Annotated in this window: 25 protein-coding genes; 13 read left to right on the top strand and 12 right to left on the bottom strand. The window is 70.1% G+C overall.

Translation table 11 applies throughout. From position 1 onward, the window contains the following. The first annotated feature begins 69 nt into the window (after positions 1-69). The gene (locus O3438_RS13365) at positions 70-660 is read left to right on the top strand and encodes a DinB family protein (RefSeq protein WP_269680281.1); all 591 of its coding nucleotides are present in this window, start codon (positions 70-72) and stop codon (positions 658-660) included. A 27-nt stretch (positions 661-687) separates the two neighbouring features. Here the strand turns inward: O3438_RS13365 and O3438_RS13370 are convergent, their stop codons facing one another. Continuing rightward, positions 688-1272 (bottom strand): CGNR zinc finger domain-containing protein, encoded by a 585-nt coding sequence (locus tag O3438_RS13370; protein ID WP_269680282.1) that lies wholly within the window; start codon positions 1270-1272, stop codon positions 688-690. A gap of 490 nt (positions 1273-1762) precedes the next feature. Here O3438_RS13370 and O3438_RS13375 point away from each other — a divergent pair, with 490 nt between their 5' ends. Further along, a complete protein-coding gene (locus tag O3438_RS13375; protein WP_269680283.1) occupies positions 1763-2605 on the top strand; it encodes an MBL fold metallo-hydrolase in 843 nt (280 codons plus the stop codon). A 120-nt stretch (positions 2606-2725) separates the two neighbouring features. Here the strand turns inward: O3438_RS13375 and O3438_RS13380 are convergent, their stop codons facing one another. Further along, entirely contained in the window at positions 2726-3955 is a 1230-nt protein-coding gene (locus O3438_RS13380) for a cellulose-binding domain-containing protein (RefSeq protein ID WP_269680284.1), read from the bottom strand. Positions 3956-4254: 299 nt separating this feature from the next. Between O3438_RS13380 and O3438_RS13385 the strand changes: the two genes are divergently transcribed. Continuing rightward, positions 4255-4662 carry a TIGR03618 family F420-dependent PPOX class oxidoreductase gene (locus tag O3438_RS13385; protein WP_269680285.1) on the top strand — a complete coding sequence of 136 codons (408 nt, stop codon included), beginning with the start codon at positions 4255-4257 and terminating at the stop codon, positions 4660-4662. A gap of 36 nt (positions 4663-4698) precedes the next feature. Here the strand turns inward: O3438_RS13385 and O3438_RS13390 are convergent, their stop codons facing one another. Continuing rightward, a complete protein-coding gene (locus O3438_RS13390; RefSeq protein WP_269680286.1) occupies positions 4699-7683 on the bottom strand; it encodes an MXAN_6230/SCO0854 family RING domain-containing protein in 2985 nt (994 codons plus the stop codon). A 268-nt stretch (positions 7684-7951) separates the two neighbouring features. Between O3438_RS13390 and O3438_RS13395 the strand changes: the two genes are divergently transcribed. Further along, on the top strand, positions 7952-9037 hold the full coding sequence (locus O3438_RS13395) for a hypothetical protein (protein WP_269680287.1): 1086 nt from the start codon (positions 7952-7954) through the stop codon (positions 9035-9037). 136 nt (positions 9038-9173) lie between these two features. Here O3438_RS13395 and O3438_RS13400 read toward each other — a convergent pair whose 3' ends face one another. From O3438_RS13400 to O3438_RS13415, 4 genes are all read right to left on the bottom strand, one after another. Then, complete coding sequence (locus tag O3438_RS13400; RefSeq protein ID WP_269680288.1) at positions 9174-9668, bottom strand: SRPBCC family protein; 495 nt, start codon at positions 9666-9668, stop codon at positions 9174-9176. Beyond that, the gene (locus O3438_RS13405; RefSeq protein WP_269680289.1) at positions 9665-9985 is read right to left on the bottom strand and encodes an ArsR/SmtB family transcription factor; all 321 of its coding nucleotides are present in this window, start codon (positions 9983-9985) and stop codon (positions 9665-9667) included. The genes O3438_RS13400 and O3438_RS13405 overlap by 4 nt, the downstream gene beginning before the upstream one ends. A gap of 262 nt (positions 9986-10247) precedes the next feature. After that, positions 10248-10505 carry a hypothetical protein gene (locus tag O3438_RS13410; protein WP_269680290.1) on the bottom strand — a complete coding sequence of 86 codons (258 nt, stop codon included), beginning with the start codon at positions 10503-10505 and terminating at the stop codon, positions 10248-10250. Between the two features lie 269 nt (positions 10506-10774). Next, positions 10775-11395, bottom strand: coding sequence for a CGNR zinc finger domain-containing protein (locus O3438_RS13415; protein WP_269680291.1), 621 nt, complete (start codon positions 11393-11395; stop codon positions 10775-10777). Between the two features lie 92 nt (positions 11396-11487). Between O3438_RS13415 and O3438_RS13420 the strand changes: the two genes are divergently transcribed. Further along, complete coding sequence (locus tag O3438_RS13420; RefSeq protein WP_269680292.1) at positions 11488-12687, top strand: MFS transporter; 1200 nt, start codon at positions 11488-11490, stop codon at positions 12685-12687. Between the two features lie 182 nt (positions 12688-12869). Here the strand turns inward: O3438_RS13420 and O3438_RS13425 are convergent, their stop codons facing one another. Beyond that, on the bottom strand, positions 12870-13460 hold the full coding sequence (locus O3438_RS13425; protein WP_269680293.1) for an NADPH-dependent FMN reductase: 591 nt from the start codon (positions 13458-13460) through the stop codon (positions 12870-12872). An 85-nt stretch (positions 13461-13545) separates the two neighbouring features. On the opposite strand from O3438_RS13425, the gene O3438_RS13430 reads away from it, so the two are divergent. Further along, positions 13546-14058, top strand: coding sequence for a MarR family winged helix-turn-helix transcriptional regulator (locus tag O3438_RS13430; RefSeq protein WP_269680294.1), 513 nt, complete (start codon positions 13546-13548; stop codon positions 14056-14058). 80 nt (positions 14059-14138) lie between these two features. On the opposite strand, the gene O3438_RS13435 is transcribed toward O3438_RS13430, so the two are convergent. Beyond that, positions 14139-14858, bottom strand: a complete 720-nt coding sequence (locus O3438_RS13435; RefSeq protein ID WP_269680295.1) for a hypothetical protein — start codon at positions 14856-14858, stop codon at positions 14139-14141. Between the two features lie 229 nt (positions 14859-15087). On the opposite strand from O3438_RS13435, the gene O3438_RS13440 reads away from it, so the two are divergent. The 3 genes from O3438_RS13440 (at position 15088) to O3438_RS13450 (ending at position 16281) form a co-directional block, all read left to right on the top strand. Next, a complete protein-coding gene (locus O3438_RS13440) occupies positions 15088-15414 on the top strand; it encodes a GNAT family N-acetyltransferase (RefSeq protein WP_269680296.1) in 327 nt (108 codons plus the stop codon). Beyond that, entirely contained in the window at positions 15407-15829 is a 423-nt protein-coding gene (locus O3438_RS13445; protein WP_269680297.1) for a (4Fe-4S)-binding protein, read from the top strand. The genes O3438_RS13440 and O3438_RS13445 overlap by 8 nt, the downstream gene beginning before the upstream one ends. A 65-nt stretch (positions 15830-15894) precedes the next feature. Then, complete coding sequence (locus O3438_RS13450) at positions 15895-16281, top strand: hypothetical protein (protein ID WP_269680298.1); 387 nt, start codon at positions 15895-15897, stop codon at positions 16279-16281. Positions 16282-16315: 34 nt separating this feature from the next. On the opposite strand, the gene O3438_RS13455 is transcribed toward O3438_RS13450, so the two are convergent. Further along, positions 16316-17434 carry an FAD-dependent oxidoreductase gene (locus tag O3438_RS13455; RefSeq protein WP_269680299.1) on the bottom strand — a complete coding sequence of 373 codons (1119 nt, stop codon included), beginning with the start codon at positions 17432-17434 and terminating at the stop codon, positions 16316-16318. Between the two features lie 53 nt (positions 17435-17487). On the opposite strand from O3438_RS13455, the gene O3438_RS13460 reads away from it, so the two are divergent. The 3 genes from O3438_RS13460 (at position 17488) to O3438_RS13470 (ending at position 19554) form a co-directional block, all read left to right on the top strand. After that, on the top strand, positions 17488-18180 hold the full coding sequence (locus tag O3438_RS13460; protein ID WP_269680300.1) for a TetR/AcrR family transcriptional regulator: 693 nt from the start codon (positions 17488-17490) through the stop codon (positions 18178-18180). Positions 18181-18342: 162 nt separating this feature from the next. Next, on the top strand, positions 18343-19170 hold the full coding sequence (locus O3438_RS13465) for an SAM-dependent methyltransferase (protein ID WP_269680301.1): 828 nt from the start codon (positions 18343-18345) through the stop codon (positions 19168-19170). Between the two features lie 150 nt (positions 19171-19320). Further along, positions 19321-19554 carry a holin gene (locus tag O3438_RS13470; protein ID WP_088990712.1) on the top strand — a complete coding sequence of 78 codons (234 nt, stop codon included), beginning with the start codon at positions 19321-19323 and terminating at the stop codon, positions 19552-19554. A gap of 60 nt (positions 19555-19614) precedes the next feature. On the opposite strand, the gene O3438_RS13475 is transcribed toward O3438_RS13470, so the two are convergent. Then, positions 19615-19815: a hypothetical protein gene (locus tag O3438_RS13475; RefSeq protein ID WP_269680302.1), complete on the bottom strand. Its 201-nt coding sequence runs from the start codon at positions 19813-19815 to the stop codon at positions 19615-19617. Positions 19816-19935: 120 nt separating this feature from the next. Further along, a complete protein-coding gene (locus O3438_RS13480) occupies positions 19936-20619 on the bottom strand; it encodes a hypothetical protein (RefSeq protein ID WP_269680303.1) in 684 nt (227 codons plus the stop codon). 214 nt (positions 20620-20833) lie between these two features. Between O3438_RS13480 and O3438_RS13485 the strand changes: the two genes are divergently transcribed. After that, the gene (locus O3438_RS13485; RefSeq protein ID WP_269680304.1) at positions 20834-22099 is read left to right on the top strand and encodes a prolyl oligopeptidase family serine peptidase; all 1266 of its coding nucleotides are present in this window, start codon (positions 20834-20836) and stop codon (positions 22097-22099) included. Positions 22100-22110 lie beyond the last annotated feature (11 nt).

Below are 22110 nucleotides of genomic sequence, written 5' to 3' on the forward strand. Positions count from 1 at the left end.
CGCCACCAACGCATTTACGACTCGGTCACGGGTCAGCGGCCTGGCCTTTGATCCGGGAGACTGGCCGGCATGTCTGACCCGGGCGATGTGAAGGCTGCGCTGCACCACTACCTCAAGGAGATACGCGGGGCCCTGATCTGGAAGCTGGAAGGGCTGAGCGAACGCGATGCCCGGCTCCCGCGTACCGCGACCGGCAACAACCTGCTCGGTGCCCTCAAGCACTGCCTCAACGTCGAAGCGAGCTACTTCGGGCTCACCTTCGGGCGCGAGTTCCCGACGCCCGAGGATCTCGTGCCGATACACGCCTTCGACGAGGACCCGCAGGCGGACTGGTACGCCCGCGAGGACGAGACGAAGGACGGGCTCATCGACCTGTATCGCCGGGTTGGGATGTTCGCCGACCAGACGATCGACCAACTTCCGCTCGACGCGCCGGGGCAGGTGCCCTGGTGGCAGCCCGGCAGGCAGGCCACCACGCTGCACCAGATCATCATCCACGTGACGTGCGACCTCGCCCGGCACGCCGGTCACATGGACGTGATGCGCGAGCAGCACGACGCGGTGATCGGCCGGCGGCCGGACAGCGCCGGTGTCCCCGACGGCTACGACTGGCCGGCGTACGTCAGCAAGCTGACGAAACTGGCGGACCGCTTCGGCTAGCCCGCCCGGCGCGGCGGCGGCGCCGACCTACCCGTCGCTGGCACGGCCGCTGCGGGCGCGGGCGCGGTAGGCGGCGACGTTCGTGCGGTTGCCGCACACCTCGTAGGAGTGCCAGCGCTGGGTGCGGCTGCGGGTCGTGTCGTAGAAGACGTGGGCACACCTCTCGTTACCGCAGATGCGCAGCCGCGACCAGGTGTCCCCCGTGACGAGGTCGGCGACGGCGAGCACGATCCGGCCGACGACGGGATCGCCGGCCACCTGCTGAAGCTGTGGTCCGGCAGCCGTGAAGGTCTGCTGGAAGGTGAGTTCGCTCCCGTCCTCGGTCAGTAGCGCCCACGCCTGGGCGGTTTGTGCCGGTGTGCCAGCCGCCAGCACGGCCACGAGATGATCACGGACAGCGCGGACCCGCTCGATCCGCTCGGGGGCCGGGACGCGGTGCCCGGCGGGGTCGAACGGGCTGAGGATCTCGCCCGCCCGCCCGGGGTCGTCAAGGGTGTCCGGCAGGGCCGGTGTGGCGTGTGGCCGGGAGTTGAGCAGGTCGACGACCGCGGCTGCCGACGCGGGGATCCGCGGGTCGGCCGGTTCCGGATTCGGACTCTGGTTCGTGGCCATCCGCAGAAGACTACCCCCTCTGAAATGACCTAGATAACAAAGACCTTTACAGGGTCGGTCTCGGGCGATAGAACGTAATGGTCATTCACCATTAGATAATTACCGGATTCGCAACACCCCGCGCGGTCGGCTGACCCGGATCTACGCTGAACTCGCCGAGTTGGCCGAGTTGGCCGAACAGGCGAGGTCCGAGCCGACAGCGTCTTCGACTCTCCGGCCCACGAGGGTCGCGGACCGCACTCCACCGCCGCGATGTCCCGCCGACAGGACGGCCGCGCGCGGTGTGAAGCACCTCGCAGTCAAGTCGACTCCTCGAACCAGTCGGCGCCCAACCGCATCCGGACCGGACGCACATCCGACAGCGGAAGGCAGAACCTGATGAACCCCAACGACGATCCGACCCGGGACACCACTCGGATCACCGAGGACGCCGTGGCACGGCTCGCACCCCAGACCACCTGAACCACACCATCATCCCTGGAGGATCCTCATGCAGTACGCCGTTCATCACATACGCCGGCCGGGTCTGACGCGGGACCTGCCGTACGGCCCGGAGGACCTCTTCTGGGTCAGCAACGCCGCGACCCTCGTGATGGGTGAGCAGGACGCGGTGCTGATCGACACCTTCGTCACAACGGAGCAGAACCAGCAGTTGATTGACTGGGTCCGGTCGTTCGGGCGCCGGCTGACCCACGTCTACGTCACCCACGGCCACGGCGACCACTTCTTCGGCCTGGGCCAGATCGCGCAGGCGTTTCCCGGTGTACGCGCGGTGGGCACCGACGCGACGGTGGCGGGGGCCGAGGCCCAGGTGACGCCGGACATGCTGACCTCGTTCTGGCAGCGCCTGTTCCCGGGGCAGATCCCGGACCGGCTGACTGTCCCGGAGCCGCTCGGTGACGACCACCTCGAACTCGAAGGACAGCGGTTGGACATCGTCGAGACGGGCTTCACCGATACGACAGGAAGCACAGTCGTCTGGGTGCCGGCCCTCCGGTTGATCGCGGCCGGCGACGTCGCGTACAACGACACCCACCCGTACCTGGCCGAGAGCACCACCGCGACGCGTCGGGAGTGGGCCGAGACGCTCGACCGGCTCGGTGAGCTCGACCCGGCCGCTGTGGTGGCCGCCCACAAGAATCCGGACCGGCCCGACGATCCCCGGATCCTCGCCGAGACGGCGGCCTACCTTCGCGAGTTCAACCAGTTCGACGCCGACACCACGACCGCCGAGGAGTTGTACCGCGCGATGCTCGAGAGGCATCCGCGTCGGATCAACCCGGGTTCGCTGTGGAGTGCCGCGCAGCGGGCGAAGCAGCCCGCCCCGCAGTGACAAGTCGGCCGCTCCTGTCGGGGCGGATGCGGTAATGAGCGGTATACCTCAGAGGCATAAATATGACTCTGAGGTATACCGCTCAACAGAACAGCGACGCGGTGCGGGCAACAGGGAAGATCAGCAGCCGATGCGGCTGGACCCGAGCGCGACGTCGTCGTACCAGAGGGTGTCGGCTCCGCCGCCGTAACTCTCCCAGCCCAGCTTCAGGTCGGTGAGCTGCGGACGCCAGGTGCGGTTGTACCACTGGCCGTCGATGTCGTGCGTCGGTGTGCCGTCCGCGGTCAGCCCGGTGACGGCGGTGCCGTCCACCCAGGTACGGAGCTGACCGGCCGGCCCGTCCACCATGAACTCCACGCACACCCACCGATTGGTGGGTAGCGGCAGGCTCTGCGCCACCCCGGCGGGGCTCTGCTCGGGCAGGGTCGCGTCGTCGGACGCGCGGTTCCACTGCAACGCGCCGTTCTGGCCGCCCAGCCGCAGATCCTTGTTGCCGTCGGCGGAGTCCGCCATCGCCACCATCGTGGTGTGCTCGGTGGGCTGGGCGGTGGTGTGCCGCATCCAGATCCGGCCGTACCGGACACTGCCCACGCTGCCGAGGTTCTTCGTGGACCTGACGAAGACGTGGTTGCAGTAGCCCGCCGCGCCGTTGACCCGCACCGCGCGGCTGCCGCTGTGTGTGGTGGCCGTGTCGATGGTGGCCGTGCCGGCGCCGGAGCAGTCCGGGCTCACCACGGCCCAGTCGCCGGACGGCGTCGACCCGGTCTGGTTCTCGAAGCCGTCACAGAGCACAGCGCCGGCACACCCGGCCGGTGGCGGCGTCGTCGGGGGTGGCGTGGTCGGAGGCGGCGTCGTCGGAGGCGGTGTGGTCGGAGGCGGTGTGGTCGGAGGCGGCGTCGTCGGAGGCGGCGTCGTCGGAGGTGGTGTGGCGCCGTTGCACGGTACGCCGTTCAGCGTGAAGCCGGTCGGCGTGCCACCGCTGGAGCCGTACGTGCCCTGCACACCGAACTCGGTCGAGCCACCGGCCGGGATGCTGCCGTTGTACGACAGGCTGCGGGCGGTCACCGTCGATCCGGACTGGCTGACCGTGGCATTCCAGCCGTTCGTGACGCGCTCGTCCCCGGCGTACGTCCAAGTGGCGGTCCAACCGGAGACGGCCGTGTCCCCCGGGGCGATCTTGACCGTGGCGGTGAATCCGCCGGGCCACTGGTTGGCCGTGTAGTCGACCCGGCAGCCCTGGGCTGCCGTCGCCGGACCGGTGAGCAGGGTTGAGCCGGTCACGCTGGCGGCGGCGGCCAGCGCGGCGACGACCGCCAGGGTCAGGGCGGGGCGGGCGCGGAGAATCGTCATGAGAGAGGTCCTTCTGCCATCGAGCTCTGGGAAGGCGGCGCGGCGGCGCGCGTCCTGGACGGACGAGGCGCGGCAACGCACCGTGGGTGCGGCGCAGCGGTGCGCCACAGCGGCTGGTCGGCGCGTACGACCGAAATGCCCGGCTCGGGGTTGGACCTTCAGCCGCCGGCGGCCCGATCACCCGGACCCCGGCGGCGCCCGCACCCAATCTATTCACAGACCTCTATCTAATCAAGCGCCCGCCGCCTCGATCGCGGCCCTCGCTGGCCCACCGACTCCGGTCGTGATCGACTGGTGGGGTGACCGAACCACTCACCACCCCACCGACGGACGTCCAGGCACGCCTGGCGCAAGAGCCGAACGTCTGGCTGTGCACGTTGCGGCGGGACGGCTCCCCACACCTGACGCCGGTCTGGTTCGTCTACGTCCACGGCACCTGGTGGATCGGTTCCGGCAGCCGCAACGTCAAGGTCCGCAACATCACGGCCGATCCACGGGTGTCCCTGGCCCTGGAAGGCGGCGACGCCCCCGTGGTGGCGGAGGGCACCGCCCGGGTGCACCGAGACGACTTCCCGAACACGGTCGTGGAGGCGTTCGCCGGCAAGTACGACGGATGGGACGTCGGCCGGCAGGTCAGCCCCGGAGGCGAGCGCGTGCTGCTGGAGATCCAGGTCCGGCGGTGGCTGCTCGCCGGCACGGCGCAGTAGGCCGCATCCCGTGCCAGACCCCGGCCCGCACCGGCCTCACCCGGCGCCGAGCTGGCCCAGTAGGTCGACGGCGCGTAGCACCCTCCAGTACGTGTCGGGTGTGCCGGTCACGGTCACGACCGTCGAGCCGGACGCCACCGGGGCTGGGGCGCCGAGGCGGGGAATCAGCCGATCGAGGGCCTCCGGATCGACGACACCGGCCAGCACCGTACGGTCGGCCAGGTCTGGTAGCTGCCGCGTCCCTCCCGTTTTCGCCACTGCCGCCGCCCGAATGGCAGCGGCGTCCGCCGGCACCTCGGTGTAGGTGTGGTCGGCGTGGCCGACCAGGATCCGATCGGCGCGTCCGACCGCGTGCCACGCCAACAGATCGAGGATCGTCGGGCGGTGGCCGCCGAGGAAGTGCTCCCACTGGTCGGCGGCGGCTCGGGCGAGCTGGTCGCCGTGCCGCCCGACGCTGTGGTTGTCGCCACGGCCGTTGAGGGTCAGGTCGGTCCAGAGCAGTCGTCGGGTACGCAGGTCCACGACCATCGGCAGCAGCATGCGGGCGTTGCCGCGCAGGTCGAACCGCTGCGCCACCCGGGAACCGTCGAACTGCTCACCGCGGGTGAGGGGCAGCATGACACCGGAGATCGCCTCGGTGAGGTTCTCGAACGGAACCGCGTTGTAGCTGAGCAGGGTCGGCGCGGCGTAGCGGACACCGTGCTCGACCAGACGGTTCAGGTGGAGGTCGAGGTACTCGGTGGCCCCGAGGGGGGCCGGGGCGGAGGTGAGGTCTCCGGAGTGGATCGCGCCGTCACCGGCGAAACGCAGCTGGGTGTAGTCGCAGTGGCCGACCCGTTGCCAGTCCTGGTCGAAGAACACGCAGGACAGATCGAGGTCGACACGGGTGGCGTCAGGTTCCTCCCAGTGCAGGAAGAGCCGCAGCACCTCGGCGTCGGGCAGCGCCCGGACGCTGCCCCGGGGCCATCCCGCCAACTGTGTCGAGGCGGCCCGTTCCCGCATCGGGGCGGGCACCTCGGCCAGGGCGGCGTCGAGCACGGCCACGTCGTACCGGCCGAGTCGGGCGGCTCTGGTGGCAAGCTCACCGTCGACGAGTTCGCGTACACCGGTGATCGCCGCTGCCGGCAGCGTCGGCCGCCGTTCGGGCTCGGTCCAGGTCGTGACGACGCTGCCGCGGGGGAAGAAGACGCGCCGGGGCATCCCGGGGCCCGGCCGGCCACCGACGATGCCTGCCGCCCCGGCGGCCTCGTCTGCGGTTGGTTCCTCGGCCGGGGCGGGCGTCCGGGCGCCGGACCGGAACGCCTCCCGCAGGACGGCCGGCCCGTCACGGCCGATGCGCAGCGCCGCGGCGCGCAGGGCGTCACCCAGGCCGCCGACGGACGCCGACTCGGTGGTGGCCTTCGCCGACGCACGGGCTTGCGCTGCCGCCGCCCGCGCCCGCGCGGTCGCCGCGAGCTGAGCGTCCGTCGCCGTCGTCGTGTCGTCGCGGCCGGCAAGCTGGGCTGCCGCCGAGGCGAGCACGCCCGGTGCCACCCGGGCCGCCGTGCTGCGCGCGGCCTCCTCGATCGCCGCCTGCGCCGCCGGGTCGTCGCCCGCCGCCCGCAGCAGGTGGTCGAGCCGACGCCACAGCTCGCCCGGACGTTCGGTGAGCAGCCGCGCGGCCTCGACCACGTCGCCGGCTGCCAGCGCCTCCTCCACCAGTGACGCGTGGGTCCGCACCCGAACCGACGCGGTGCCGTCGAAGTGGTCGGTGAGAAGGAGGTGCCGGGGCGCCCGGGCGCAGGAGGTCACCATCGCGACGCCGAGGGCGCTTTCCACGGCGGCGCGGGTGCCGCGCAGCGTGGCGAAGGCGACGGCGGCGGCCGGATGCGCGGCGACGTTCTCGTAGGGGTGCAGCCGTTCCCCGAGGCGCTTCCACACCGTCGGGTGCCGGCGCAGATCCTCGGCCGCGACCACGGCACCGAGCGCGTCCAGGTGCGCGAGAACCGCGCGTCGCAACGGCCTGGGCAGCGCCCGTACCCGGGCGACCGGCACCGGCACGGCCGGTTCACGCGACGGACGCCCCGTCGCGCCCGGTGGCTCGTCGTCCCGTCGGGGCAGGACGAGCCCCGGGTCCCCACCGGAGTACGCCCACAGCGTCCGCGCCGCATCCGTCGCCGTCGACCACCGTCGGGCGGCGGCGTCGACCAGGTCGCGGTAGCCGGGGGTGAGTGCCGCGGCATGCAGCGCCCAGGCGATGACCTGCGCGAGGGTCTCCCGGGCTGGCACCACGTCGGGCAGCCAGTCGAGGCGGCCCGGCGCGGTGGCGTCGACGAGCACCTTCAGGTCGGCCCGGTCGGTCTCGCTCAGCGCGGCAGGTTGACCGACGAGCTGGTCCCTGATCCGGATCGCGGCACCGATCGGGTCCACCTCCAGCCCGGCGATCCGCATCGGGAGCGGCGGCGCGTCGCGAACGGTGCGCTCGTCCGCGTCCTCAGTCGGCGTGCCGACCCGCCGCGGCCGGCTGCGTACCGGGGACGAAGGCTCGACGATGGTGAGGTACGTGTTGTCCGCCGACAGCCGACGCCCACACACCGCGCACCCCGTGACCTGCTCCGCTGGGAAGCAGGCCGGACAGACGAGGTGACCGCACGGGTCGAGGGGCTCGCCCACGTTCTCGCGGCCACACAGCACGCAGGGCGCGTCGGGCACGGCGAACAGGTGGGTGAGCAGCCGCCGCACGTAGACCGCTTCGACATCGCGCGGGGTGTTGGGAAACGAACGGTAGAGGGGAAGCAGGGGACGGTCCGCGCCGACCAGCTCGTCGACGGTAGCCAGCAGCCAGTCGGCCCACCGGATCCGCACCGCCGGTGGCAGCCTCGTCGCCCCGGCACGGAGGTCCTGCCGCAGCAACCAGCCGCGATCGGCCAGGTCCGCCTCAAGGGCGGCCACCCACGCGGCGCCGTCCGCAGGAGCGCCGCCCGAGCCCACCACCGAAACCCGGGCGGTACGGCGCAGCAGCACCACTGCCAGCGCATCCATGCTCGCGTCCTCCCCAAGGAAGCGGTGGGCGGAGGGTCGCGACGCTAGTTCGCCGGAGAAGTGAGAAGGAAGCACCGCGGGGAGCCGCCCACCGCGGGCAAGATCCTATGGGGAGCACGGCGGACACGTCACCCCGATTACGAGTCCGAGGACGGTCCGGACGATCGTGCCGTACACCCGACACCGACTCACGTGGTAGCCGACTGTGACCGCGACGTCACCAGACGCACACTCCTCTCCGACACGTCCCTGTCAGATGGAGGAACACATGCGTCTCCGATCGTTCGTCACCGCAACACTGGCGGCCGTCCTGGCCGCCAGCGCACTCGCGCCGACGGCACCGGCCGCGGCGGCCACCGCCGATCGCTGGGGGTTCGCGTACGTCAAGGACCCGACCGTCGCGGTCTGGACCGTGCTGGACACCAGCCGGCAGTGGGGTAGCTGGAAGACCGCGTTCCCGGCCGCCTGGGCCGACGGCATCAAGCTCGCACCCGGCCGCTTCCAGGTTCGCTTCCCGCAGGTGGGTGCCAGCTCGCGTGGCGTGCCGCACGTGACCCCGGTGAACCGGACCGGGCACTACTGCGAGGTGGTCCGCTGGTTCCAGTCCGGCGCCGACGAGATCGTCGACGTGCAGTGCCACAAGCCGGGCGGCACCCGCGACGACACCCCGTTCACGGTGCTCTGGACGACCAGCTCGGGCGTGCTGCCGGTCGGCACCTCCCACGCGTACACGCAGTGGAGCGGCGGAGCGCTGGTGCAGTCGTACAACTCCACAGGTGCGGTGAACGCGGTCGGGCCGGTGGGCGTCGGGCAGTACCTGGTGCGGCTGCCCGGGGTGGGGTTGGCCGGTGTGCTCGCCGGAAACGTGCAGGTGACCGCCGTACAGCCGAACGCCGGACCCCGCCGGTGCAAGGTCTACTCCTGGAGCGCGGTCGGCAGCGACGTGCAGGTGTACGTCTTCTGCTACGACCAGGCCGGCGCGTTCGTCAACACCGACTTCGCCCTCTCGTACCACCGTCGACGGCCGGTGATCGGCTCCCTCGGCCCGCCGTCGTACTTCGGCTACCTGGGCACCGCCGTCGGCGGTCCGACCAACGACAACTCGGTGCTCGGCGTCGGCGCGAACACGGTTGCGCCGCTGGTGCCCTCCGGCCGTTACCTGGCGACCTTCCCGCAGATCGGTCTCAAGGAGACCCACGCCCAGGTCGTGGCGCAGGGCGCCGGCAGCAACTACTGCCACCTGACCCAACCGTGGACGTACACCACGAACGCCGACGTCGACGTCATCTGCTTCGACAACACCGGCGCGGTCACCCCGCACCGCTTCCTGGCCACCTTCACCTCCCGGCTCTGACGCCGGGCCGCGTCGGCGGTGGCCGTACACAGGTCACCGCCGGTGCGGCGGCGCACGACGCGCCACCGGACGAACCCGGCCCGCACCCAGCTCCTGTCGACGAACTCCACAGTGGGTGCGGAGTGCAGCGGCGCGATCACGCGTCGTCGGCCGCCCCCTCAAGGACAAGTGATTGGTACCGGTCGAGGTAGAGAGGCCATCCGGAATCGGTGTCGACCCCGTCCCGGACCGACTCCCAGCCGGGGCCGTGCCGGTCGATGTGCCGGTGCTCCAGCTCGACCCTGGTCTGGTCCGGCGTCTCGGCGACGAAGGTGACCTCGACCTCGCTGGTGAGGTCCAGATTGGTTTCGATCTGCCAGGTGGGCCCGATGTCCCAACTGAAGACGACCCGGGTCGGCGGCTCGTACGCGAGGATGCGGGCCCATCGGCACTCACTGCCGTCGGTGCCCCGGTCGTAGATGAAACCGCCGACCCGGGGCTCGAAGACGGTCTCGACGATCGGAACGTCGAGTAGCGTGTGTTCGCGCGGCTTGAAGTCACCGAACCGCTCGGTGAACACCGTGAAGGCCCGTTCGATCGACGCCTTGACGACGATGTGTCGGCGGACCACTGCCGTAGCGGATTGCGTCACGAGTTCTCCTCGGTCTCTTCAACGACGTCCTGATATCCGTGCAGAGCCCGACGCCAGAACGTGTCGAGCTGGTCCCGCAGCGCAGCCAGTCCCACCGGACTGAGCCGGTAGACGCGCCGGGTTCCCCGTGCCTGGTCGACGACCAGGCCGGCGCTCTTGAGCACCTTGAGGTGTTGTGACACGGCTGGCCGACTGATCGGCAGCTCGTCTGCCAGCTCCCCCACGGCAAGGGGCCGATCTGCCAGGCGCTGGACGATGGCGAGTCGGCTGGGGTCGCCCAGCGCCTCCCACCCCGGGTGCGCTCCGTAAGTCACCACGAACGTAAGCTACGACTTACGGTTGCCGTCGTCAAGACGAATCGCTCAACGGCCTGCCGCTCCCGGCGACCACGAGCAGCCCATGCCATCTCGCCCCGCTATCCGGGTCCGGCCGGTCTCGGGTGCTCCGCGCCACAGCGTCAGCCACAGCGGCCGGCGCGCGCCGGGGCGGCGGCGCGTGCGGCCCGCCCAGGGCGGCCATGACGGGGGTACGTCCACTTCCACACCACCGGCGGCTCGAGGCGCCGGCGTGGAGCGCTGCCTAGTAGGTGAAGGTCCAGAGGAAGTAGAAGCCGGGACCGGTGGGGCCGGACTGGCGGTATTCGCAGTAGTACCAGCTCCACAGGCCGGTCCGGGCGCCCTCGCTGCCGTAGCTGTTGCAGAACTGGCCGTCGTAGTAGACGCCGCGCAGCGTGCCGCCCGGCGGATCCGCCGCAGCCGGAGTGGCGGCGGCTCCGACAAGTCCACCCAGTGCGAGCGCCATCGTCACCAACAGGGTCTTCCATCTGCGTCCGCGCACGGAGCCTCCTTACGTCACTGCCGGGGCGCACAGCGGCTCCACACCGAGCCGGGCCCAAGGCATCGAAGTTCGTGAAAGTAAGGCTTGCACGGGTGGGCACGGTTCGGGTCACGACATTGGGCGACGCCCTCGCGATGATCCGCCAGGGGGATCTCCGCCGAACGGGTATCCGCCCTGCCGACACGGGGTCAACTCGGGCAGTCTCGTCGTCGGGTCACACCCAGGACGAGCAACCGGCCCCACTCCTGGAGATCCACGCCCGGCACAGCTCAGCCCGTCGCACGGGTACGCCGGGCGGCGACGTAGCGGCGGATCTTCTCGGACGTTCCGCAGTCGTCCATGCTGCACCAGCGGCGACTGCGGTTCTTGCTCTCGTCGAGGAAGAGGAAGCGACAGCCTCCGCACCCCTTGATCCGGTCCAGCGCGCCGGTGGTCAGGAGCTGGACCGCCGCGTGCACCACCGGCCGCAGCGACCGGGCGAGCGTCCTGTCGTCTTGCCAGGTCCAGGTGAACGCGCGCCCTCGATCGAGCCGTGCGTGACCGAGCGCGTCGGCTTCGTCGTCTCGCAGCCGGGCCAGCACTGCCGTGCTCGGGTCGCGGTCGGCGGCCACGGCTCGGAACACCTCGTCGAGGTCGTCGCGGACGCGCAGCGATCGGGTGAAGGCGACCTGGGCGCCGGCCGGATCGTCGCGGGACCGCCGGCGCAACGCCTTCGCCTCCGGCTCGCTGAGCGCGCCCGCGTACACGCCCCAGGCGACCAGCTCCGGGTAGCCGGTCAGCACGTCGTCGTCAGGGGGGCCGACGGGCGGACCGGTACGGGTGTTGAGGAAATCCAGGGCGAGGTCGCCGCCCACCAGGCGCATCCGCGTGACGCCCGCAAGTGTTTCCATCGAAACCCACTTTACCAGTTGACCACCATCGAAGGACGCCACTAGCCTGTTTCCATCGTAGACGGTTTAACCGGTAACATCGGGAGGGTCTGATGGGTCGTGCTCGGGCAGTGGGGGCGCTGATCGGCTTGTCCGGCGGAACGTTCCTCTACACCACCGCCGAGGCGCTGCCGATCGGGCTGCTGCTCCCGATGGCGACGGACCTGGCCGTCTCGCCATCGCAGGTGGGCATGCTCGTGACCGCGTACGGCGCGGTGGTGATGGTCGCCTCGGTCCCGTTGACGGCCCTGGTCCGGCGGGTTCCTCGCCGGTGGCTGCTGTCGGCGCTTCTGGCGGGCTTCGTCCTCAGCACGGCGGTCACGGTGCTGACGAGCACCTTCACGCTGCTCCTGGCGGCCAGGATGGTCACCGCAGCCACCCATGCGCTGTTCTGGGCCGTGGTGGTGCCGGCCGCGGCTGAGCTGTTCCGGCCCGCGCTACGCGGGCGGGTGGTCGCCGTCGTGTTCGCCGGCGGCACCGTCGCGTTGGCCCTGGGGGTGCCCGCGGGCACCTGGCTGGGCGAGCGGGCTGGGTGGCGAGCCTCCTTCCTGGCGGTGGCCGGGCTTGGTGCGCTCGTGCTCGCCGTGGTGGCCGCGCTGCTGCCCTCGACGCGGCCGGAAGAGGGACACGCCGCCCGAGGTGCGGCGCCCGACGCCCGACGTTTCTGGCTGCTGGTGGCGGTGGCGGTCCTGGCGACCGCCGGGGCCATCGCCGCGTACACCTATGTCGCAGTGTTCGTCACCGAGGTCAGCGGATTCGCCGCCTCGTCCGTCGGGGCCATCCTGTTCGCGCGGGGCATCGCCAGCGTGCTCGGCATCCTGGCCATCGGCCCACTGCTGGACCGCAGCCCGTGGAACGCTCTGCTGATCACCGTCGCGGTGCAGTCGGCGGCGCTGCTCGGGTTGTACGCATTCGGTCACCGACCCTCGGTGTCCGTCGCTCTGATCGCGCTGGCCGGCCTGGCGTTCACCGCCTTCACCGCAGCGCTCGGCGGCCTCGTGCTGCAGGTGGCGCCCGGGCGCTCCGACCTCGCCGCCGCCACGGTCTCCGCCGCGGTCAACGTCGGCATCACCGCCGGCGCGTTCCTCGGCGGACTCGTCCTACCGAGCCACGGTGTGCGAGCCGCGGTCCTGATCGGCGCCCTGCTCGGCGTCGTCGCCCTGCTGCTGGCCCTCGGCGAACGACTCGTCCGGCCGACGCCCGCCGCACTGGAAGGACGACGCCAGACGGAGTCGATCCAGATGGCGCAGTGACCACCATTTCCGGAATGCCGATCCGCCGGCACCGGCTGGGCGCGGACCTACGGCGCCGGCAACCAGGGCGTGTCCCGTCAGGACGGTCGAGCCGAGGCGGCGATCCGGCACGGCGCGGGCTCGCCCCGGATACGGCTGCCGTATCAGGGGCGAGACCGCAACGCCGTCGGCCGGCCGCCGGATCAGGCTGCCGGCGAGAGCGCGGCCTCGCGGATGATGCGCAGCGCTCCGGCCCAGCTCTCCAACTGGTCGAACAGCAGTTGGGCGCTGCCGGCGTGCATCTCGGCCGGCTTGAAGTCGGCGAAGTTCTCGAAGTCGGTGAACATCGAGAAGCTCAACTGCTGCTGAACGTGCGCCACCTGCAGCTCACTCAGCACGCCGCGCAGGTGCTCGATGGCCCGGGCCCCGCCGACGGCCCCGTAGCTGACGAACCCGGCCGCCTTGTTCGTCCACTCGTGGTAGAGGAAGTCGATCGCGTTCTTGAGGACGCCGGAGGTGGAGTGGTTGTACTCCGGGGTGACGAACACGTAGCCGTCGTACTCGGCGATCCTGGCGGCCCACGCCTTGGTGTGGTCCTTCGAGTACAGGCTTGGGCCCGCCTTCGCCCCGACCGGCTCGTCCAGGTGTGGCAGCGGGTAGTCGGCCAGGTCGACCAGCTCGTACTCGGCGGCCGTGCGACCGGCAGCCTGGGCCAGCACCCAGTCGGCCACGACCTTGCCGTTGCGGCCGGGACGCGTGCTGCCGAGGATCACACCGATTTTGAGGGTGGACATGTCTACTCCTTCGGTTACATGAAGTTTCATGTAAGACGCTAGCAGGCTGGTACATGAACTTTCATGTGACGTTAGACTCGACACCGTGGCGACCGAAGACCCGACCTGGCTGACTGCGGACGAGATGCGCGCCTGGCGCGCTCTGCACGCGGTCGCGGTCGTGCTGCCGGTCGCGCTGGAGGTGCAGTTGCAGCGCGACGCCCAACTCAGCCATCTGGAGTACTACGCCCTGGCCGGCCTGTCCGATCGCCCCGACCGCACGCTGCGCCTCAGTGATCTCGCCATCCTCACCGGGGCAGAGTTGTCCCGGATCTCCCACCTGATCGCCCGGCTGGAGAAGCGCGGCCTGGTTCTGCGCCGGCCGGATCCCGACGACGCTCGTTACACGAACGCCGTCCTCACCGAGCAGGGCTGGGAAACGGTCAAGCTGGCCGCGCCCGCACACGTGGCGACCGTACGCAAACTGCTCTTCGACGGTCTGGATGCCGCCGGCCTGCGGGAGCTCCAGAACACGGCCGACCGCATCGTCGCCGCCCTCGGCACGACGGACCTGCCTCTTCCGCCAACGATCCGCAAGGCCATCCGCCCGCCGGAGTGACCCGCCCCATCTCGCATGTCACTGACTGACCGCCCAGTTCGCGGCAGCACCTGGCGCCGTCGCGTAGAGCGCGTCGCAGTTCAACCGTTCGCGCGCTGGATCTTCGCCAGCGCCGCCGCGTACTCGGCGTCGGTGAGCGCGCCACGCTGATGTTGCCGAGCCAGCGCGTGGATGTCCCGCCGCTGATCAGCACCGGGAACACTGCTGGCGGTGCGCTGCCGGCGCACTCGGGCGGACGGGCTCGTCGGTCCGGCACCGCCAGCGAGAGGCAGCGTCGACCCGCCGATTGGTGCGCCAGGCCGGGGCTGCGCGTCACCGTGGTGAGCCCGAAGCGTCGCCAGGATCTCGTCGTAGTGCTCCGGCCAGGTGGCCAATCGCCCCAACTCGGGTCGGAACGTGAACGGCCGCAGCAGGTCACCGCGTTGGAGCGCGGTCTGGATCGGCACGCCGTCGGTTCGCTCGATGATGATCGCCGAGCGACCCATGTCCAGGCCCGCGATGGTGGCGATGCCGCTGTCTATGGACGCCACCGACCGCCAGGGCACCGTGGTCGTGCGCAGAAGGGTCCTGGACCGGATACCGAACGCGCTGACGTAGACCCCGAGCATCGCCTGCCGTACGGCGACGGCGAGGCAGACTGCCAGCCACACCCCCAACAGGATCGCGACGGGCAGGGGGAACGGTCGCTGGCGTACGTACATGATCGACAGGAACGTGGCGAAACCAACCAGCACGACCAGGCCCACCATCGCGAAGCCGGTCGCGGCGTCCAGGGAGTACGGGCGCTGCCATCTACCCATGCCGGCATTGTGACCTGCGGCGTCCAGGAGTGGCACCGGTACGGCTGCGCCCTGATCCGAGCCAGGGCCATCTCCGTGGATCCCCGTGTGCCGGGTAGGGTGGCAGCAATATGTGAAACTTCATGTAATAGCGCCAGAGGGCGATCCTCCCGCCCCGACGATCGCCGCCGCACTTGCGACGGCCACATCGGAGACATCTGGTTCGGCTGAGCCCACGAAAGGAGAACCAGTGAACGACAACGTCGACACGCACGACAATCCCGCGCGGCACCGCTACGAGATCACGGTGGACGACCAACTCGCCGGTTTCGCCGTGTACTACGCCGAAGGGCAGTCGATCGCCTTCATCCACACCGAGATCGCGCCCGAGTACGAGGGACGAGGCCTGGGCAGCACCCTCGCCCGCCACTCCCTCGACGACATCCGCAGCCGGGGCCTCGGAGTGCTGCCGCTGTGCCCGTTCTACGCGAGGTTCATCGGTAAGCACCCGGAGTACCAGGACCTGGTCCGCGCCGGCGCCCACCAGCGCATCGTGCTGGGTGGGCACGATGGGTGACCCGCAGCCGAAGTCGTACCACGGGGCCAACATCACCGTCACCTTCGACGGACGCCGCTGCCTGCACTTCGCCGAGTGCCTGCGCGGGCTACCGGAGGTCTTCGACGTCAGGGCGCGCCCGTGGATCACCCCGGACAACGCCGAGTCGGCCGCGGTCGCCGAGGTGGTGGAACGCTGCCCCAGTGGCGCGTTGCGGTACGCCCTTCGTAACGGCGCAGAGGAGTCCCCGCCCCACCCGACAGTCGTCACCACCGTGGAGGGCGGACCGATCCTGTTGCACGGCGACCTGACGGTGACCGGCCGCGGCCGGGAGACCCGGATGGCTCTCTGCGCCTGCGGCCGGTCGTCCAGGCGACCATCCTGCGACAACGCCTGCCGCACCCGACCGGACCGTCGAGTCGACCCCATTGCTTGACGGCTCAACTTTCCACACGGTAGCTTCTACATCCATCCATTGTTATCTATGGAAGCGGGTAGATCGTGCCGTTGACATCCATCGCTCTCGCCGCAGCCGTCGCAGGTGTGCTGGCCACCGCCCCCGCCGCCTCGGCGGCATCTGCCCAAGCAGCAGACGGAGGCTGGCTGCCCGGGAACTGCCCGCAGGGCACGTTCTGCGTCTGGCCCAACTGGGACCACCCGGCGGAGGGCCCCACCGCGACGCCGTCCCTGGTGACCAGCAGCGAGTGGTCCGGCAACGTCCCGGCCTTCAACTACTACAACCACACGTCCCGGAACGCCGAGATCACGTGGTCCTACAACTACCTCGGGACGATCCACACCGGCGCGGAGTGCGTTCGCCCCGGCGGAGGGAACTTCTACGTGCCCATGTTCGTGACGAAGGTGACGTGGCAGCCGCGAACCTGCTGATCCGCACTGCGCTGTCGGCCCGCACGGGCGGCGCTCAGGAGGGCTGGACCTCATCGAAGAGGGCGAGGGCTTCGGCCGGGTTCGGGCTCACGAGGCGTTCCAGGCCGGCCGCCGTGATCGTCGCCCACTGGCCGGCCCGCACCCACATTCGCTCCTCGAAGGCGCGGACGACCTCGTCCAGGTCGTCAGCGCCGGTGGCGATGGACTCGGCGAGTTCGGCGCCCTCCAGCATCGCGAGGTTCGCACCGGCCCCCAGCGGGGGCATCAGGTGGGCGGCGTCGCCCAGCAGCGTCACCCCGGGGGTGTGGGTCCAGGTGTGGGACACGGGAAGGACGTAGAGGGGGCGGTGCACGAACGCCGTCCCGTGGCGGAGGAGGTCGAGTACGTGAGCGGCCCAGCCGTCGAACAGAGCCAGCAGGCTCGCTCGCACGGCTTCGCCGTCTGCCAGGTCCACGTGCGTGTGCCAGTCCAGCGGTGCGCGGAACTGGGCGTACACCTTGACGTGGCCGCCGCTGTTGCGCTGGGCGACGAGCCCCCGGTTCACCCCGTACACACCCAGGGCGCCGTCGCCGATCAGCCGGGCAAGGGCGGGGTGGCGGGTGTCGACGTCGTCGAGGGAGGTCTCGACAACTGTGACGCCGGTGTAGTGCGGCGTCGCCGACGAGACCGCCGGGCGGACCCGCGACCAGGCGCCGTCAGCGCCGACAACGAGGTCGAACGTCTCCTGTCGTCCGACGGCGAAGTGCACCACCACGCCGTCCCGGACCCCTGGCACCACCTGGGTCACGCCCCGACCCCACTGGACGTCCAGTGGGCCGAGCAGCAGGTCACGGAGTTGCCCGCGGTCGATCTCGGGATTGGCCCGGCCATCCGGGCGCGGTCGCCAGTCGCGTAGGACCGTGCCGTCGGTGTCCAGGATGCGCATGGCCTGCCCCTCGGGGCGGGACAGCCCTCGGAACTCCGCCAGCAGACCCGCCTTGTCCAACGCGAGCTGACCCAGCCCTTCGTGCAGGTCGAGCGTGCCACCGGGAGGACGGGCATCGGGGGCGGGATCGCGCTCGAAGACAGCGACCGGGTGACCGTGGCGGTGCAGGACTCGGGCGAAGGCGAGTCCGCCGGGGCCGCCGCCGACGACGGCGATACGCTGTCTCATGTCGATACACCGTATCGGCCCATACGATGCCTGGCAACAGAACGGGTGTGATCATGACTGTGTGGGACCGGCCGGAGCCGCCGAACCGACTCGTGCCGCTCGACCGGGAGCGGATCGTCGCCGCCGCCATCGCGCTGGCCGACGAGGACGGCCTCGATGCGGTGTCCGTGCGCAAGGTCGCCGCCCGACTGGGCGCCGGGCCCATGCGGCTGTACGGGTACATCGCCACCAAGGACGAACTGTTCGACCTGATGGTCGACGAGATCTACTCCGAGATCCTTCCCGGGGAGCAACCCGGTGACTGGCGGGAGGCGCTGCGCGTCCTCGCACACCGCACCCGGCAGACCGCCCTTCGACACAATTGGCTGGCCGACCTGCTCGGCGGCCGCCCGGCCCTCGGCCCGAACGCCCTCGCCGTGACCGAGGCAACGCTGGCCACCCTCGACGGGCTCGCCGACATCGACACCGTCATGCGGGCCGTGGAGACCGTCAGCGCCTACTTCACCGGCGCGATCAGGCGCGAGGTCGCGAACCTTCGGGCCGAGCGCGCCACGGGTCTGTCCAAGCAGGACTGGCAACGCGCCTCCGGCCCCCATGTGACGAGGATGCTCGCCACGGGCCGCTTCCCGGCGCTGGCCAGGGCTGTGCACGACGGCACGCACGTGGATGCCGAGACGTCCTTCACCGCCGGCCTGGAGTGGGTGCTCGATGCCGTAGCCGCGAAGATCACCCCACCCCGAGCGTGACGGTCAGCCCGGCACGAGTCCGCTGCGCAGGGAACTGTTTGTTGGGAGCGGTACCAGGCAGGGCGGAAATTCAGACCGTCCGATCGCTACACTCGCCGCAGCACCGGCACCGCCGCCCCGCAGACCTCAGCCTGCGCTGGTCCGAATCGAATGGAGACGCCTGTGACCCGCGACAAAGCGGTCCCCCCCGGCATCGACCCCCGCATTCCCAGCGTGGCACGGGTCTATGACTTCTTTCTGGGTGGCAAGGACAACTTCGAGGTCGACCGGAAGGTCGCCGAGCACGCGCTGCGGATCACGCCAGACGGGCCGGCAGCCGGCCAGGCCAACCGGGCCTTCCTGCGTCGAGTGATCCGCTTCCTCGTCAGCGAGGCGGGCATCGACCAGTTCCTCGACATCGGATCAGGGCTGCCCACCCAGGGCAACGTGCACGAGGTCGCCACCGAGCAGAACCCGAAGGCTCAGGTGGTGTACGTGGACAACGATCCGATCGTCCTGACGCACGGGCGGGCTCTGCTCGCCGCGGAGGGCACCGCCACGGTGATCCAGGCGGACATCCGGACGCCGCAGGAGATCCTCAACCATCCGGACGTACGTCGGTTCCTCGACTTCGACCGGCCGATCGGGTTGTTGCTCTTCGCGATCCTGCACCACCTCGGCGACGACGAGGACCCGCGAGCGGTGGCAGCGGAATTGATCGAGGCGCTGCCCTCCGGCAGTTACGTAGCGATCTCCCACTTCCGCGACCCGGGTGAGCGAGACCCGGAGGGCTCCCGCAAGGCCCGCGAGGTCGAGCGGGTCTTCAACGAGTCGCTGGGCACCGGCCGCTGGCGTACGGACGAGGAGATCCTCTCGTTCGCCGACGGGCTGACGGTGCTGGAACCAGGGCTGGTGCCGCTGGCCGAGTGGCGTCCGGAGCCTGATGCACCCGCTCCGACGCAGACCGACACCTATCACACCTTCGTTGGCCTCCTCGCGCGCAAACCGTAGGCGCTTCGCCTTCCGGTGACGTCCGTCGGCGGGGTGCTCCCCGCCGACGGACGAGCCGCGAGCCCGGAAAGACGACAAGCACTTACCCCTCCTGAGCAGGCATTCTTGGCTTATGGACCAGCCGAGGAACCTACCCATGGAGGCAGCACAATGTTCACCACGAAGTTCTGGAAGGCCACCGCCGAGCGGGCGGTGAAGAGTGCCGCACAGGGTCTGCTGCTCTACTGGGGCGCCGACGTCGTGTTCAACGCCTGGCAGGCGGACTGGGCTGCGGCGGGTGGCATCGCGTCCGGTGCCGCGGTGCTGTCGGTGCTCACCTCACTGGTGAGTGCGAAGGTCTCGGGAGAGGGCGACTCCCCCAGCCTTGTCGGTGCCGAACAGTAACCTCACGTCGCTGCGAACGGTTCGTCCCCGCCGGCCTCGGCCTGCGGGGACGTCTCAGCGTCAGCTGTCGTCAGCGTCGACAGTCGGCAGGTCGAGGTAGGCGAGCAGGCGCAGGACGCCGGCGAGGTGCTGCAGGTCGTGCCACAGCACCAGCACGTCGTCGTCCGCCGACCGGCGCAGGAGCGCATGCAACTCCGCCACGACATCCAGCAGCTTGCCGCAAACCCGGCGAAGGTCCTGGACCCTCAGCACATCCGTCACGTCCACCACCCTCGCGGGGACGCGACCGCACACAACGATATTTCAAGATCCGCGCCGCTGGTCGGCAGTCCATCTGACGTGGACCAGCGGCACGAACACGGTGGTCGCGCCGGATCAGGTTTAGGGAGGACCGCCACCAGGTTTTTCCGGTGCAGGGACAAGGCCCCTGTCCACGCTCGCGCGGCCAGGGGGTGCAAATTTTGCGCCGCTGAACGATGCGCTCTGACTCAATCTCCAATACGGGGCGGTGAGATCGTCATGCTTGGGGAACCGCAGCACCGGCAGGACAATAACGCTGATGGACAGCGCCACGATGGCGAAGCCAGCGAAGGGGACGCACAATTGCCCCACTGTGAGGCGGCTTTCTACGGGTATCACCGTGCCCGGCCCGAGCAGGAGAGCTGAGACTGCGGCCATCTCGCCGATCAGGAACACGAGGCCGGTCACGATGGCGACGTTGCGCTGCCGCTCCAGCGCCGCCTGATGATTACTGAAGATCTTCTTCTGCTGTTCGTACAGCCTCTTGTGATGCTCGTAAAACGGTGCCGGAAGCGAGGGGATGCCTACGCTGGCTCGGCCCGCGCCCACGGTGCTACCACTGGTCCCACGCGAGGTCGGATGCTGGCGCTCACGTTCAGCCTCGGCTCTCATTTTTGCCTGTTCGTACTCGGAGGCAAGCGCGCCGTGCGCATCCTCGAGATCCTTCCGCTGTCGCTGCAGCAACAGATTCGCCTCCACCGCCAAGGCAATCATGATCGTCGGTAGGACTTGCGCCGTGGTCGAATAGAACGCCTCGTGTTCCACGGCCCCATGGTGGCACCCCCAGACGAAATGCATGACTACCTGATCGTCCGGCATCTCCGCTCGCTGCCGGTGATCGACAAGGGCACCCTCCCGACTGATCCGACGAGCCGGGGCACCCTGACCACTCTCGGCGGCGCCGGTTGCCGGCGGATCTTTGTCGGGCTAGGTTGAAAGGCCATCGATGAACATCGAGATCCTTAGGTCGGGGGCCCGCATGTCCGCGTCTGTCACTCGCCGCACCGTCCTGGCCGGTGGCGCCGGTGCCGCCATCGGCCTGGCGCTGCCCGGCTCCGCCGCCCTCGCCGGCGGCCACCACGAGAGCCGGGTGAGCTTCACTCTGGACGCGAGAACGCTCGACGGCGGTGAGCAGGTCACCTCGGTCACCCTCGACACCGGCCGGCTCGGGCCGATCGACCCCGCCGGGCTCACCCCCGGCACGTTCAGCGTGCACGCCAAGGCCACCAGCCCGATCCCGATCGCTCCCGGCGATCTGATCTTCAGTGAGTACGACCTGGACCGCACGGTGACCGCCGCCCGGCTCGACCGGCGCGGGAACATCGTGCTGGAGTTGAGCCACGCCGAAGGTCAACCCGGTGGCGGCACCCTCGGCTACATCCTGAGCAGGGGCCGTAACGTCCAGCTGGACCTCGTCTACACCATCACGCAGAACACCCCGCTCGTCCGGCGTAACGGCTCGCCGCTCACCATCACCCGCTTCGGGCAGGGGCGGCTGTCGAACCCCGAGGTGGACGCCTTCAGCCACCACGTCTCGGGCTCGGGTATGAAGTACCGGTTGTACTCCCCCGAGCGTTCCACCCACCACGGCCGTCGGCCACTGATCCTCTGGCTGCACGGCGCCGGTGAGGGTGCGTCACTGCCCGACGACTACTACGACAACGAGACCACGCTGCGCGCCAACCGCGGGGCGCTGGGCTTCGCCACCCCGGAGGCACAGCGGATCTTCTCCGGCGCGTACGTCGTCGCTCCGCAGAGCACCTCGTACTGGATGGAGGACGGCCCCCGCTTCGCCCCGCTGATCCGCGAGATCGTCCAGGACCTCGTACGCCGCAAGCGTGTCGACCCCGACCGCATCTACGTGGCCGGGTGCAGCAACGGCGGTTACATGTCCCTGGAGATGACTGTCGCCTACCCCGATCTGTTCGCCGCGTCCGTGCCGATCTGCGGTGTCGTCGAGCCGCTCGGCGGGGACGGCCCACCGCTGATCACCGACGCGGAGCTGGCCGGTATCCGCACCCCGACCTGGCTGGTCACCTCGCTCGACGACGACACCGTGCCACCCGAGACCAACACGATCCACGCCCACGACCTCATCCCGGGATCACTGGTGAGCCTGTACGACCACGTGGTGTGGGACGGGTATCAGTTCCCCGGTCACTGGTCCTGGATCTACGTGGCGCGCAACGACCCGAGCCTCAACGGCACCCATGTCTGGCAGTGGATGGCCCGCCGCCGTCGGTGATCCGGCCACGC

The organism is Micromonospora sp. WMMC250, assembly GCF_027460215.1.
Classification (GTDB): Bacteria; Actinomycetota; Actinomycetes; order Mycobacteriales; family Micromonosporaceae; genus Micromonospora; species Micromonospora taraxaci.

Coding starts and splice junctions, on each gene's coding strand:
- O3438_RS13365 (WP_269680281.1), top strand. CDS start 70: ATGTCTGACCCGGGCGATGTGAAGGCTGCGCTGCACCACTACCTCAAG.
- O3438_RS13370 (WP_269680282.1), bottom strand. CDS start 1,272: ATGGCCACGAACCAGAGTCCGAATCCGGAACCGGCCGACCCGCGGATC.
- O3438_RS13375 (WP_269680283.1), top strand. CDS start 1,763: ATGCAGTACGCCGTTCATCACATACGCCGGCCGGGTCTGACGCGGGAC.
- O3438_RS13380 (WP_269680284.1), bottom strand. CDS start 3,955: ATGACGATTCTCCGCGCCCGCCCCGCCCTGACCCTGGCGGTCGTCGCC.
- O3438_RS13390 (WP_269680286.1), bottom strand. CDS start 7,683: ATGGATGCGCTGGCAGTGGTGCTGCTGCGCCGTACCGCCCGGGTTTCG.
- O3438_RS13395 (WP_269680287.1), top strand. CDS start 7,952: ATGCGTCTCCGATCGTTCGTCACCGCAACACTGGCGGCCGTCCTGGCC.
- O3438_RS13415 (WP_269680291.1), bottom strand. CDS start 11,395: ATGGAAACACTTGCGGGCGTCACGCGGATGCGCCTGGTGGGCGGCGAC.
- O3438_RS13420 (WP_269680292.1), top strand. CDS start 11,488: ATGGGTCGTGCTCGGGCAGTGGGGGCGCTGATCGGCTTGTCCGGCGGA.
- O3438_RS13425 (WP_269680293.1), bottom strand. CDS start 13,460: ATGTCCACCCTCAAAATCGGTGTGATCCTCGGCAGCACGCGTCCCGGC.
- O3438_RS13435 (WP_269680295.1), bottom strand. CDS start 14,858: ATGGGTAGATGGCAGCGCCCGTACTCCCTGGACGCCGCGACCGGCTTC.
- O3438_RS13445 (WP_269680297.1), top strand. CDS start 15,407: ATGGGTGACCCGCAGCCGAAGTCGTACCACGGGGCCAACATCACCGTC.
- O3438_RS13455 (WP_269680299.1), bottom strand. CDS start 17,434: ATGAGACAGCGTATCGCCGTCGTCGGCGGCGGCCCCGGCGGACTCGCC.
- O3438_RS13460 (WP_269680300.1), top strand. CDS start 17,488: ATGACTGTGTGGGACCGGCCGGAGCCGCCGAACCGACTCGTGCCGCTC.
- O3438_RS13470 (WP_088990712.1), top strand. CDS start 19,321: ATGTTCACCACGAAGTTCTGGAAGGCCACCGCCGAGCGGGCGGTGAAG.
- O3438_RS13485 (WP_269680304.1), top strand. CDS start 20,834: ATGTCCGCGTCTGTCACTCGCCGCACCGTCCTGGCCGGTGGCGCCGGT.